Raw genomic sequence first — 13,520 nt, 5'->3', positions numbered from 1 at the left:
TATCTCTTGATGTTGGCTGCATATCCTCTTGTAATGACGGATAGAACGTAATCATTATAGATGGTATACTCATCTTGATGTGTCACAATATCAACTTGAACTATCAAGATGCCAACCTGTTCAATTCGAAAAAAGGAGGCTCTTCCAATGAAAGCGCTGCAGTTCACTTTACCGCCATTGCCCTATTACATTTACAGCGGTTCCGGCATCATGGAGGCCGGTCAGAAGCATGCCAGCCGCCGGAATATTGAAGTATTCGACATGCTGTTCGTGACCGGAGGCTGTCTCTATATGTATGAGGAGGAGCGGGAATATGCGGTCCGTCCGGATCATGTCCTTATATTGCGGCCGGATCAGACGCACGGGGCGACGAAGGAATGCATGGAGGCGACAACGTACTTCTGGCTGCATTTCCAGACGGAAGGAGCGTGGGAGGCTGTTGGGGAGGTCCCGCATTCCCCCGCATACGACGGTGGCGAAGCGGCTGTGGCCTCCCCGTTGTCTTTTGCCCCGCGGCCATTCCTCGTGGCCTTGCCGCAGTTCGGCAAGCCGCTGCAGCCGGATCGGGTGCGGGAAGTCCTGCTCCAGCTTCAGGATCTGCGGGAGGGGATTCCCGAGCCGAATACCCCCTGGAAGGAACAGATGCTGTTCCAGCACCTGTTCCACCTCCTGTCGGGCTCGGCGGACCAGAACGACCTGTCCCCTGCCGCTGCATGCGCGGAGCGGGCAGCCGCTTACTTGCGGCGCCATTACCGGGACGATATCAAGGCTCAATCCCTCGGTGACAGCCTGAATTTCCATCCCGTCTATATCGCCCGCTGCATGCAGAAGCAGTTCGGCTGCTCCCCGATCGAATATTTGACCCGCTACCGCATCGAGCAGGCGAAGCTGCTGCTGCACCAGACGGATCTGCCGATCTCGCGCATCGCCGAGGAGGTCGGCTTCCGTCAAGCGGCTTACTTCGCCGCCTGCTTCTCCCGGTATGAAGGCATGTCGCCGCGCCGGTACCGGCAGCAATTTTTCTGCCATTAAGGAGTTGGCGCCTGCACGGGGCTGCGCCTTCTCGCGCCGGATCAGCCGGGCAGGACGAGCTCAGCCCCCGCTCGAGCTCAGCCGGACGGCCCGTCTGTCGGGCAGGCCGCCGCTGCAGCGCATCAAGCCAGCCGTAGGCGGTCCGGCTCCGCTTGCTCGATCGGGTCTGTGCCGCTCAGGCCCCCTTCAATGCCCGCATTCATGCATACGATGGCATACCGGACACTTTTCTCCCTGGCATGCATTCTCCAGCAGCACGGCCTGCTCGATCAGCTTCTTCAAATCCCGGACGGCCATCGGCCTCGTGTACTGCTCGTCTTCGTCCAGCAGACAGGCAATCTCCAGCAGTCCGGTCTTGAGCTGGCTGCAGTGCACCAAGTGATGAATGTTCATCTCTCTTCCCACCTTCTTCATCCATTGTACGCTTTCCGCTTCTGCCGTCTTGATCAAGCTGTATGTGTCATGACTACGCTATTCATGAATAGCATTCAACAAATCGTTCTCCGCCGCGCTTTTCATTCCGCCCCTCCTTCCCCTGCGGGAACGCAACCTAACCTTTCCGGGCGAGCCCTTCTATCCCCTCTATCCCAACCATCCCTTCAATCCCTTGAGACCCTTTGAACCTTTAGTGCCATACTTTGCCCTGCAAATGCCGTGTCTTCAAGATTCTGCACGTGCCAGTCTCGGCTCATACAGAAGCATCTGTCCGGTGACCGAGAGTGTAAGGGACTTTACTCCACACGCATGGTATCCAGGGATAGCGCCGCTTGCCATTACTATACCTCAATGGTATGCTGTTTGCAAGTCGTGAATCGCGAAAAAAATTACGGGAAAGGAGGTCATGCCAAATGAACATCGGAAAGATATTGAAGGAGCTGCGGGGCAAGCGCTCTTTGCGGGAGATTGAGCGTGAATCCGGAGTCAGCCATACCTATTTGAGCAGTCTGGAAAAAGGACGCGACCCGCGCACCGGCAAGGAACGCAAGCCGACGCCCGATACGCTGAAGAAGCTGGCTCAGGTCTATTCCGTTCCATACGAGTGGCTGATGAGCGCCGCCGGGTATATGGATCTGGAGGAAGACCCTGCGGATCCCGAATACGAGAACGGGGAGCGGCCTCATCCGGCGATGCAGACGGACGGTACGGGCTGGAATTACCGTGCCGGCGGGAACAAGCTTGCGCCTCGCAGCGTCAAGGAGAAAAAGCCGTTCTACGAATTGACGGAGGTGTTGAACGGCAGCGCCCCTGTCCATTATTATGGACAGCCGATGAGCCGGGAGGAGCGGGAGCGCGCTCTTGCCATGCTGGAAGTGCTGTTCCCCGGCCGGCGATCCGCTTCGAATGCGCCGAAGGAGGAGGAGCGCTGACATGCGGCGCTTGTCCGGAAGCAGCAGCGGCCCCTCCCGCATTCATCCGGGAAGGGCCGCTTTTTTCTAATGAATATTCGCTTTGCTGAAATTGCCGCCCAGCACATCCGATACGGTCTCGATGGCGATGAAGGCCTTCGGATCGATATCCTGCACAATCGCCTTCATCTTCGCCACTTCCAGACGCGTAAGCACGCAATAGATCATTTGCGTATCCTCGCGCATATAGCCGCCTTTGGCGTAAATGAACGTCGTGTTGCGGCCAAGCCGGTCGATAATGGCCTGCGATATTTCATCATACTCCGACGATATGATCGTAACCGACTTGGATTCGTTCAGGCCTTCGACGACGATATCGATCATCTTGAAGGCAATATAGTACGTGAAAATGGAGTACATGGCCGAATCCCATCCGAACACGAAGCCGGCAACGATGAAAATAAATACGTTGAAGATCATGATTAACTGGCCGACGGGAACGTTGATTTTTTTGGATATCAGGATCGAGACAATTTCTGTCCCATCCAGCGATCCGCCGAAGCGGATGACGAGACCGACGCCCGCCCCGAGCATAATGCCGCCGAACATAACGGCAAGAAGCTTCTCGTTCGTGAACGCCTCCACATGATGGAGCATTGCGGTCGTCAGCGACATAACGGCGATGCCGTACAGGGTCGAAAAGGCGAATGTCTTGCCGATCTGCTTATACCCAAGCATCAGGAACGGCACGTTGAGAAGGAACAGGAACAGTCCGAGCTTCAGCGAGGTCGTCTTGGACAAAATAATCGATATCCCCGCTATTCCCCCATCAATAATGTTGTTAGGCACTAGAAACATCTCCAGGGCTACGCCCATCAAGACAGCACCTATCGTAATAAATACAACACGTTTGATAAGATCCAGCATCTTTGATTTCTTATGAGTGCGAGTCATAAATCTCCTCCAACCTATAAAAGTAATCGGTATATCATCCCCATCCAGAGAATGGCCATTCCAGGATAGGTATACGAGCAATGCCACTGTGCGGGCCTGCTGCCTTGTCATGCGTGACCGGCAGCCTCCCTTTATTCCCCGCCTTTATACACGAGCGATTTCGCTGCCAGCTTCTCACTCAGCTGGACCAGCTGCTCCAGCTCATCCTCTTCCAGCAAGGACAAATAGGCCGTCAGCGTCCGCCTCGACCTGTCCTGCGCCTGCCGCAGCAGATGGAGGCCGGCTTCGGTAATGGAAACGAGCACGACCCGCCGATCGGACTTATCGGAATAACGGTCGACAAGCCCACTGTCGAGCAGCCGATCGATCATCACGGTAACCGCGCTTGAGGTCACGCCTAATTGTTCGGCGAGCATGGACACCTTGCCCGGTCCCCGCCGCTCAATGACGTTCAGCAGCGAGTACTGCGCAACTGTCAACCCCACATCCTTCACGTTCGTCATGTCATGCCATAGCGTCCGTGCCAAGACCGTCATCGCCTGTTCATAACGATCCACCCACAATGACATGCGCTCCATCGTTCCACTCCTTCCGGCGGCACCAGGTTTATTAAAAGATTCATTAATTAAACTGTCAATTAATTAAATGATTTAATTATTATATAAGCAGGAAAAACAGCGAGTCAAGTAGGTATATTTGCCTAATTACAACTAAATAATTGAATAATTTTACAAAAAAAATGACGCAAATTTTAGAGATCTATCTAAAGTATATCGAATTTTGTCGATAAATATGATAACCTCATTTGCTCATGCATGATCCCTTGCCAGCAAATGATGTTTAACCATTTTCCAAAAGCAGGGGGGAAAAAACTCACACACAGGGCCAAAACATAGGTTTATAATCACTAACAAGCATCGAAATCTAATTTGGATGACAAAGGGCGGAGTTCAACATGAATACGAGATTTCAATTTCGGTTCCGGCATTTGAAAACAGCGATTAAAATCTATATCTTGGTTGGGATTGGCGTGTTGTTATTAGGGATCAGCACACTTCTCTCCTATAGCTCCATTCGTGAAATCAATAATAGCACCGAGGTTATTTTTAACCACAATCTGAAGTCTATAACCTGGCTGAAACAAATTCAGGTGAATAATCGCTCAACGGATACCGCTATCTTCGAGCTCATGGCCAATAACGATGCGGAGGGCAATAAGCGTCTGACAGAAGCTATTGATAATTTCCAAAAAGATAACACACAATTACTGGAAAACTATGCTGCTATCCTAAATCATGAAGCGGAAAAAACGTTATACGATAAGTACAGTAAGTTATTGCCGACTTATCAGCAGCATATTACCAACGTGGTCGGGCTGGGTGTGCAAAATAAAAATGCAGAAGCCTTCGTTTATTATAATGATAAGGCGAGAGAGACCCGCGCGGAGCTTCAAAACCTGCTCACGGAACTGGTTGAATGGAATCAGAATCTGGCGCAGCAGGAAGCGACTACGGCGACAAAATTAGGGAAAAACGCCATAATGAATAGCTTGTTGATTGGCGGACTATCCCTGCTTGTGAGCATCGCAATGGGACTGTTCATCATTAAAGCTATTGTCGCTCCGCTCAAGGAGATGCAGCTGTTGATGAATAAAGCGCAGCAAGGCGATCTTACGGTCCGTGGTACATATGATTCGAAGGATGAGGTCGGAAAGGTCATGGAAGATTTCAATCATATGATAGACGGCCTCTCCGCGATTATGAGCACGGTAGATAAGCAGGCCCAGGTTCTATACGAAAGCTCGAGCCTCGTAGCCGATAACGCCAAGGAGACGGCCAGCGCAACCGAACAAATCGCAGCTTCCATGGAGCAGGTCGCCGCCGGATCCAAAAACCAGCAGGCAGCGTCCAAGGAAAACGCAATCGCGCTCGAGGAAATGGCCAAAGGCATCGAAGTGATTGTCGATCGAGCAACCAGCGTAACGGAATTGTCCAGTTACTCATCCAGACAGGCGGAGCAGGGCAATGCGATATTGAATGAGGCGGTCAGTCAAATGAAGGCCATTCATGATTCGGTAAAGATGACGGGGGCCGCCATTGGACAGCTTAATGAATCCTCGGAGCAAATCGGGAAGATCATAGATGTCATCTCCAATATCGCCAGCCAGACCAATCTTCTTGCCTTGAACGCATCCATCGAAGCGGCAAGAGCGGGAGAGAGCGGCAGAGGGTTCAACGTGGTTGCGATGGAAGTGCGCAAATTAGCGGAGCAGTCGGAGGATTCCGCGAAGCAAATCGCAAGCTTAATCGACGAGATTCAGGGCAGCATGCAGCAGACGACACAATCGATGCAGCTTGTGCAGAAGGATGTCTTATCCGGTATGGAAATCGTGGACAAGGCCGGACAGGCGTTCGAGACTATTTTGGATACGGTCCAAAAAGTCACCTTCGAAATGCAGGAAACGTCCGCTTCTACTGAAGAAATGTCGGCGGGAACGGAAGAAATCTCGGCCTCGGTTGAGGAAATGGCCTCGATCGCTGAAGAAGCATCTCAGACGGTGCAAACGGTCGTGTCGGCATCAGAAACACAGCTTGCTTCCGTCCAGACGATTTCCGCTTCCACGGAGCAGTTGAGGGAGCTGTCCCAGGAATTGCAAGCTATCGTGAAGCAATTCAAATTATAAAAGCATCCCGTGTCTATGAAAAAAACCGGCTAATACTTTGTCAATGGGCACTTTAGAATAGAGAGATCTTTTATAATACTGTAGTCAGCATGCCAAATAAACCTTCATGTATTGGAGGTTTCTGGTAAGAGCTTGTCTAGAAAGTGAAGGAATGCCCTTTTTGAGCATGGCGTAGACGTGATGCACTAACTTGTTCGCACAAGCGATCACGGGCTGCATTATGGGGCTTGGGGCTTTCCTTCGCTTTTTCTTGTCATAATACTCTGTAAGACGTGATTTTAAACCTATTCTTAATCCACATGGTCCGCACGTTACCGCTAAATTGGCAGCTTTTCTCAGCAGCTTGGAACCACGCTTTTGTCATTTTATTTTCACTAGCTGTGAACGTTCCAGAACGAAAAACACCTGGAGCTAGCCCCGCCTTCGCAACGATTTGGTTTGGATGGCTAAACTGAGATGCGTCTCCAATCTCTGCCACAATAACGGCGCGGCTAACTTTGTGCTCACACATGCTATGGATCCGAATCCGATTCATCGGTTTTTACTGTCCGTAGTCCTGTTCTTCTAGCTCGGTGCACGTGCAAAGGATTGACGAGGATGACTTCATATGTTTCACGTGTACGAGGTATTTCCATTTCCTCAGGGGCTGTCACGTTCTCCCGGCTACCGCCATCATAAAACGACCAAAAAATAAGGCCAGCCAGAAAACTCTGGATGACCTAATAATGGGGTGTCCCGAAAGGATTATATGGGCTACAGTGAGACAACCTTCCTGATTTTCAACGCTCGACTTGCCGAAAAACTGCAAATATGCAGCTTTCCTTTATGACATGTACTCCGTTGCAGTGAATCCTGCAAAACTGCATCAATTTCAGACTATTCAATGGATAAAAGACAAAAATCGATGAAAATAATGTACTTTTGCAGGAACTTCATCAAATAACGGCTTAAATGGCACAAATTGCTGCATTATCGCAGGATTCGGCTGCATCCTCCACCATTTGCCAATTTCCCTACTCTCCTCCACTATTTGCCGATTTCGCTGCATCCTCCACTATCTGCCGCTTTGCCCGCCGCCGTTTATTTCGCCTCAACATTCGCTGTTGACCCGGTGCCCTTAACCGCCGACTCCGGTCATTTTGCAATGCCTATGAGACTTCCGAGACACCCCTGTTGTTGTGTCGGGCAGATCGCTCCTGCCGCGCTAGAACGAAAGTGAATTGTATCTCCACGCATTCTCCAGCGCATCCCAAATATCATCGGTCTCGGCCCCCGCATACCAGTAGGCGAAGCCGGCGATATCATGCTTCGCCGCCATCGCATATTTCGCGGCGAGGGAACGGCTCTCCTCCGCCCAGACCAGATGCCGAACGCCGCCGGCCGTGAAGTCCGCCACATACTGAGCCGTCTTCCCGTCCCATCTTGTCGTGCGTGAACGAAGCAGCTCTCCTTGTTCGATCAAGGTCAAGTCGCGGGAAGATAGCTTCTCCCCCTGCACGCTCCACTCTCTCGTATAGAAGGGAAGCCCGGCAATCACCTTGTCCGAAGGAACCGACTGCAGCAGCTTTTCCAATGCGCGCTGCACCCACGGCAGTGACGATACCGAACCGGCCGTCGGGGCACCATCCCAATGCTCGTCATATCCCATTAGCACAATGTAATCCGCCGCCTCTCCCAAGGCCGCATAATCGAAGGCGGCAGTCCAATCGGTCCCCAGATCCGGAGACACGTCAACAGACAGCACCGCCCCCAGCCGACGCAGCTCGTCAGCCAGCTCGGTGACGAAGGAGGTGAGCGCTTCCCGGTCCTTCGGATACACATTTTCAAAATCGAGATTCAAGCCATCGAGCCCATACTGCTTGACATAGCCCGTTAGCTTCGATATGACGGCGTTCTTCCGTGCCGGATCAGTGAGCACTTGATGCGTCAGCTCCGCATTGAACCCGTTGCCCACCAACGCCCAGATCTGCTTGCCATTCTGCTTCGCCCAATCGATGAGCGTCCTATCGGTATGATCAGAGACCGTCTGGGAAGAATCAAGAAAATACCAACGTGGCGACAATGTGTTGACAGACGAAGAAGCAACTTGGGCTATGTACTGCTGCGTCGTCAATCCATACTGCCACCCCAGCTCAATGCGTTGCGGTGGAGCCGCTTCCAACGCATTCGCCCAATCCGGCTGCTGAAGGGCGCGATGCAGTACGACAGCCGTTTCTTGGCGGGTCAATGGATCGTTCGGGCGGAACTTGCCTCCATCTCCGTTCATCAGATTCTGCTGCTGCATCATGCCGACATACGGAACCGCCCATTCCGCGATGAGAGACGCGTCCTCGTAAGACGGCCAACCGGCAGCCGACTCCTTCGGTTGCTTGAACGTCCGCATCATGATAGCCGCCGCTTCTTGCCGGGTTACCGGCCGCTGCGGCTCATAGGAACGCGCTCCCGTTCCATCCACCAGCTGGAGCAGCAATCCCGCCTGCACCGCACCGTAGTACCACGCCTTGGGCTGCACATCATCGAATGCGGGAATTTCGCTGGCCACGGGCTGCACCTTGAGCAGACGGTTCACCATCGAGATGAACTCAGCGCGTGTCACCGGTTTCTCCGGTTCATAGGTCCGGTCGCCGAAGCCGGTCACAATGCCTTGGTTATAGAGAGCGACAATATCGTCCTGGCCATAGAGACCCTCGATGTCATCGAAGGGCAGCGGGGCGCTCTTCGATTCTCCCAAGGCCAAGCTTCCTGTAATCAACATGGCGGCCGCAGTCGCCACAACAATGAATTTGCGTCGTAAACTCAATTCGGATGTTCCTCCTTTGCTAGAGATGATAGACTATGCTCATCCTCATCCTAGCAAAAAAGACAAAATCCGTAGATGCTAAAATATTGGTATTATTAAAATATTGGTATTTTATGAAGAAGTAAGTAATTGATTGCGCAGCAGCGACATCTGCCGATCCATCTGAAAGGATGACTGCGCCAGCGCCTTCAATTGTACTTTCGCTTCATCGGGGATGTCTCCCCCTTGGTACTTGTAGTTGAGCTTATGCTCCGTCGCCGCCCAGAAATCCATGGATGACGTCCGCAGCTGAATCTCCGCCGGAATCCACAATACGCCTTCCGACAGAATCACCTGAGTCTGAACGACCAAATGCAAGCTCATATACCCGCTTGGCTTCGGGTTTTGGATATAGTCTTTGATCTGAACAACGCGAATGTCCTCCCGCTGTTCAATATGCTCCTTCATCATGTAGACGTCATCGATGAACGTCGTCACGATGCGAAGGCCGGCGATATCCCGAATCTGCTCCTGCACGACCTGCTGATTGAACGGGATGTTTTTTCGTTCCATCTTTTTGATCAGAGACAGTGGATCCTTAATTCTACCCTTGATATGCTCGATGGGGGAATATCCGTGCCTTGTCTTCCATTCCAAATCAATGATCTGGAAATCGCTTTTCAGCTCATTTAGCGCCATTTGATATTGACGGAAAAACCCGCCCCAATGCTTCTGCAGTGCTTCCAGTATTTCAAAGCGTCCAATCATCATATTCATGCTGGTTCCTCCATTGCTGTTAGCCCTATATATTTCAGCTTACGCTACACGGATTCGATTTTCAAATCGCCCGCCCGGCCGGACCTTATGAACGAAAAAAACCGCCCTGGGAGGCGGTTGAAAGGTCAGCGGCTACAAACGCGGAATGAGGTCAAATGATGGTAAAACTAACTCCATAGAAGGATAAAGCTAATTTTCGGGCCATACGCTGGGATGACTGATTCTCTCCCCATGTGCTGTATAACGGCAAAGCGTCCATCTCCCGCACCGCCTGTGCCCAGCCGGCAACAACGGCAACGGCGTATCCCCTTCCACGATAGTTATCCAAAGTCTCCAGTCCCGCTTCATGCGCCCCGGATGCGATGCGAACGCTGCGGCAGATCGAGACCGCCCTGTTATCGCGCACGAGCGCTATGCAGGGCTGTGCATAATCTACTTCCGAGGTCAGCCATTCGAAGCCTCCGTGCAGCAATTCGGTGCTATTTGCTCGCGTAATGCGGACGATCTCCCCGGTCGGCACGATGTCAGGAATAAGATAACAAGGCCCCATCGTGAAGCGTTCACCGTGAAAAAGGCTCATATACGTCTCAAAATGTCGCGGCTTCGTGCGACAGTCCCGGATGATCGGTTCGTCGGCGCATAATTCCTTCAGTTGCGCGACAAGCTTCTCCGGGACATCATGCCGAATCCGGCAGAGAGCCGAACCACCCTCGATGGTCCGTCCCAGGAAGAACCGGGGCGCAGGGGGCTGGCCGGGCCAGGGCTCGTTGATCGTGAGAAGCCGCATGTTGATATTTGCACAACAGCAAGCCTGCCGCCCATAAGTTGATGGAATTGCATGCGGAGGCGATGTTTACGCCGCTTGTTTTTTATGCTTCGGGCTGCAAGAGCGATTCAACCGCTTCCGATGTGTCCTTCCGTTCTCAGCTCATCCCCTGAGCAATCAAGCGATTTCCCTCTTGCCGAACGCGCCAGCTCGCTGACGCGGCGGCCTCCCTCCCCCTGCATCCATTCCAGAAAAGGCATTTGCCGCTTGAACTGCCGCCTCCATTTCGCTGCCGGATCGGTCTCATAAGCCGCCTGGCAGAGGAAGAACAAGCTTACCCGAGAGAGCGCAGCAGGAAGAGCGCGAATCTCTTCGTCGGTCAGCTCCCCATAGCCTGATACAAAGGCGGCATCGAACGTCTCCGCATATTGCGGGAGCAGCAAATAGATGACCCATAGCGCATAGGCCACGTCGAACAATCGGACGCCATGCTGCACGAAATCGAAGTCCATCACGCAATTGACATCGTTGACCAGATACCGCTGATTCCAAAAATGCCAATCGCCATGAATAATCGAATGAGGCAGCATCGGTTCGGCTTCATCATATTGCTGTACAATCCGCTCCAGAAAATAGGACGCGCGGGACAACTCCTCGGCCGGGATTGCCGGCAGCGATCGAAGGTGACGGAACGTATCGGATAAATAATCGGTCGAACGATAAAATGACCATTCCGGAACTGGCCCCGGCTTCATATCCCGCAGCAGACGGTGGAACTTCCGCAGCATGCCTGCACTCGCCCGCACTTGCTGTTCCCGGCATTGGAAGCTTCTCCCCCGTACAAATGGGGTCACTTGAATTCGCTGACCCTCATCATAAATGATGCTGGCTCCCTGCTCATCCTGTAACGGCCGCAGCACGGGAATCTCTTCCTGCGGCAAGGCATCCAGCAAGCTGGATACGTATTGAAGATGTTCCTCACGAACCGAAGAATTGGCAAAGCGAATGACGTAGCTTCCTGTCGTCGTCCTGATTTTGACATTGACATTAAAAGAGCCCCGAAGTCTGATCGCTTCCCCCAGCAGATCGCCTAACGAAAAGTGACGGCAAACCCGTTCCACAGTGGTTCGGAAAGCATCGTTCACACCGATATCGAGGGATGCCCCCATTTCAACCACTCCTTTTGATCAATTCATCCCAATCGCGCAGCCGTTCCGAGTCGAGGACCTCGACATGCTCAAGGAACGAGTCCAGCAGTTTCATTCTTCTGAGCCCCCCTGCCAATACGAAGGGAACGGAGCAAGAACGGGTGTAGGCATGAACCAAGTCAATAAGTTTCATCTTGCCGTCCCGATAGAAAAATAGATGGAACAAGGCAAGGTCGATGCGGGTAAACTTCCTCTTTTTCATCTCGTCAAGGGTATCCAGAATCTGTACCGCATCATCTCTAGTCAGGCGGCCTGTGCGGCGCAACCGGGACTGCATCGTCTCCCCGTCCAAGTATTCCATAATGATATAATCCGCTCCGGCCTCATAGAGCTCCGGCAGAATCGGCGAGCCCTTTGCCCGGCAGTATGCTTCACGTTCCAGTTCGGCGTACCGCGCCTTGGCATAGATTTTGACGCATCGATCAGCCGCAATCCGGTACACCGTCCCTTGCTGTCCGCTTCCTATTTTTTCAGCATGGTCGGGCAAACGGTACTCCTTCAATGATGTCACCTCTCTACATGCAGACTCTGATGTAATATATTCATTCGCTCTCGAAAAATAGGTAGTCAATAGCGGAAAAGGAATATCATCCTTAAAAATACACGAGTGTACATGTCGCTTTTGTTCCTATGACATATGTATGAAATATACGCTAACCCCTCTATAAAGGGCGTGAATCGATGCAGAAAAGCAAACGGGCGCTGACCGTCAAGAAGAAAACGGGAAGACGTGCACATTCCTCGATGAAGCGAACCCGCAAACGGACAGGAATGGCCAGCCCTGCTGCCCTTCATCCAGTACCTGCCGATATCTCTCTCGTCCCTTCCCCTACATCATGGCCGCTGCGCATCTTGATGGTCATCGATCAGTTCAATGTCGGAGGAACAGAGACGTATACGCTGTCGTTGACAAGAGAGCTCATCCGTCAGGGTGCGTTCGTGGCTGTTGCCGGCAAGAGAGGGAAGCTATTGGATTCCTTTGTCGGTCTCGGATGTCCGTACTATGAGATTGATTTCGTACAGGATAATTTCGAGCCTGACGCGGCGAACCTGATCGAGCATTTGAACGTGCTGAAAATGGTTATCCATGCCGAACGAATCCACGTTGTGCATGCCCACCAGATTCCTTCTGGCGAACTGGCAAGGAAGGCGGCCGAGCACATGAACGTCCCTTTTGTCTTTACCGTTCATGGTTGCTATTACGATGGCCTTGTCATGGAGAGGATCCAGTCCGGCACGACCTTCATCAGCGTCAGCCCTGTGGTGCAACGCATGCTGCGCCTTCATGGCATTGAGTCGCAGACCATCCCCAATGGAGTCGATGTGGCCGAGTACAACGCCTACAATCCAATGTACCGGCAATACTTGCGCAGGAGGTTCGGGATACCGAATCATGCCTTTGTCGTATTATATGCCGGACGTCTGTCCTGGGAGAAGGCGGATATATGCGAGGAATCGATTCGTACGGTGGCAGCACTGCGCAGATCGGGGAGCTCCCCGTTAATTCTCATGATTGTAGGGGGAGGTCGAGACCAGGAAAAGGTAGCGGAGCTCGCGGAGGAAGAGCGGCAGTTGGCCGGAGAACCGTTTATCATTTTTCCGGGAGAAGTATTGAATATGAGAGCTTGCTACGCCATCAGTGATTGTGTAATCGGAACCGGCCGTATCGGGCTGGAGGCTATGGCCTGCCTACGCCCTCTTATATCCGCCGGAAGCAGAGGGTTCCTCGGTGTCATCGACGCCAGCAAATATGATCAGGCGTGGGATTGCTGGTTCGGAGATCACCATTCAGAGCAGCCCGTATCGAGAGAACTGCTGATGGCTCATATTCAGCAGATTCGGCAGATGGGATGCGAAGAGCTAAGCGAGCTGGTGCAGTCCGGAAGGTCCTTCGTAACGGAGCGATTCCATGTCTCTCAAGCTGCAAGCCGGATGCTGGATATTTACCGCCAGCTGGTTCTGCCTGTGATATGAC

Annotated in this window: 13 protein-coding genes; 4 read left to right on the top strand and 9 right to left on the bottom strand. The window is 52.5% G+C overall.

Translation table 11 applies throughout. From position 1 onward, the window contains the following. Nucleotides 1-147: 147 nt before the first annotated feature. The gene (locus tag DQX05_RS14675; protein ID WP_119794317.1) at nt 148-1,032 is read left to right on the top strand and encodes a helix-turn-helix transcriptional regulator; all 885 of its coding nucleotides are present in this window, start codon (nt 148-150) and stop codon (nt 1,030-1,032) included. Nucleotides 1,033-1,218: 186 nt separating this feature from the next. Here the strand turns inward: DQX05_RS14675 and DQX05_RS14670 are convergent, their stop codons facing one another. Further along, nucleotides 1,219-1,425 carry an exonuclease gene (locus tag DQX05_RS14670; protein WP_119794316.1) on the bottom strand — a complete coding sequence of 69 codons (207 nt, stop codon included), beginning with the start codon at nt 1,423-1,425 and terminating at the stop codon, nt 1,219-1,221. 455 nt (nt 1,426-1,880) lie between these two features. Between DQX05_RS14670 and DQX05_RS14665 the strand changes: the two genes are divergently transcribed. Next, nucleotides 1,881-2,399 carry a helix-turn-helix domain-containing protein gene (locus DQX05_RS14665; RefSeq protein ID WP_119794315.1) on the top strand — a complete coding sequence of 173 codons (519 nt, stop codon included), beginning with the start codon at nt 1,881-1,883 and terminating at the stop codon, nt 2,397-2,399. Nucleotides 2,400-2,465: 66 nt separating this feature from the next. Here DQX05_RS14665 and DQX05_RS14660 read toward each other — a convergent pair whose 3' ends face one another. Beyond that, on the bottom strand, nt 2,466-3,332 hold the full coding sequence (locus DQX05_RS14660) for a YitT family protein (RefSeq protein ID WP_119794314.1): 867 nt from the start codon (nt 3,330-3,332) through the stop codon (nt 2,466-2,468). A gap of 131 nt (nt 3,333-3,463) precedes the next feature. Next, nucleotides 3,464-3,910, bottom strand: coding sequence for a MarR family transcriptional regulator (locus DQX05_RS14655; protein ID WP_119794313.1), 447 nt, complete (start codon nt 3,908-3,910; stop codon nt 3,464-3,466). 377 nt (nt 3,911-4,287) lie between these two features. Here DQX05_RS14655 and DQX05_RS14650 point away from each other — a divergent pair, with 377 nt between their 5' ends. After that, nucleotides 4,288-6,015: a methyl-accepting chemotaxis protein gene (locus tag DQX05_RS14650; protein WP_119794312.1), complete on the top strand. Its 1,728-nt coding sequence runs from the start codon at nt 4,288-4,290 to the stop codon at nt 6,013-6,015. Nucleotides 6,016-6,268: 253 nt separating this feature from the next. Here DQX05_RS14650 and DQX05_RS33170 read toward each other — a convergent pair whose 3' ends face one another. The 6 genes from DQX05_RS33170 to DQX05_RS14620 all read right to left on the bottom strand — a co-directional run bounded on the left by DQX05_RS33170 (nt 6,269) and on the right by DQX05_RS14620 (nt 12,047). Beyond that, the gene (locus DQX05_RS33170; RefSeq protein ID WP_182914755.1) at nt 6,269-6,526 is read right to left on the bottom strand and encodes a transposase; all 258 of its coding nucleotides are present in this window, start codon (nt 6,524-6,526) and stop codon (nt 6,269-6,271) included. 693 nt (nt 6,527-7,219) lie between these two features. Beyond that, nucleotides 7,220-8,815 (bottom strand): S-layer homology domain-containing protein, encoded by a 1,596-nt coding sequence (locus DQX05_RS14640; protein ID WP_259392002.1) that lies wholly within the window; start codon nt 8,813-8,815, stop codon nt 7,220-7,222. A gap of 111 nt (nt 8,816-8,926) precedes the next feature. Continuing rightward, nucleotides 8,927-9,571 carry a GTP pyrophosphokinase gene (locus tag DQX05_RS14635; RefSeq protein ID WP_119794310.1) on the bottom strand — a complete coding sequence of 215 codons (645 nt, stop codon included), beginning with the start codon at nt 9,569-9,571 and terminating at the stop codon, nt 8,927-8,929. Nucleotides 9,572-9,722: 151 nt separating this feature from the next. Further along, the gene (locus DQX05_RS14630) at nt 9,723-10,358 is read right to left on the bottom strand and encodes a GNAT family N-acetyltransferase (RefSeq protein ID WP_119794309.1); all 636 of its coding nucleotides are present in this window, start codon (nt 10,356-10,358) and stop codon (nt 9,723-9,725) included. Nucleotides 10,359-10,465: 107 nt separating this feature from the next. Beyond that, a complete protein-coding gene (locus DQX05_RS14625; RefSeq protein WP_119794308.1) occupies nt 10,466-11,506 on the bottom strand; it encodes a phosphotransferase enzyme family protein in 1,041 nt (346 codons plus the stop codon). Between the two features lies 1 nt (nt 11,507). After that, on the bottom strand, nt 11,508-12,047 hold the full coding sequence (locus DQX05_RS14620) for a hypothetical protein (protein WP_147385189.1): 540 nt from the start codon (nt 12,045-12,047) through the stop codon (nt 11,508-11,510). Between the two features lie 179 nt (nt 12,048-12,226). On the opposite strand from DQX05_RS14620, the gene DQX05_RS14615 reads away from it, so the two are divergent. Continuing rightward, a complete protein-coding gene (locus tag DQX05_RS14615) occupies nt 12,227-13,519 on the top strand; it encodes a glycosyltransferase (RefSeq protein WP_119794306.1) in 1,293 nt (430 codons plus the stop codon). Nucleotide 13,520 lies beyond the last annotated feature (1 nt).

The sequence above is a fragment of the Paenibacillus thiaminolyticus genome (genome assembly GCF_003591545.1).
In the GTDB taxonomy this organism is placed as follows: Bacteria; Bacillota; Bacilli; order Paenibacillales; family Paenibacillaceae; genus Paenibacillus_B; species Paenibacillus_B thiaminolyticus_A.
Note: the sequence above shows the minus strand (reverse complement) of the source record. Positions and strands in the feature narration are given on the sequence as shown.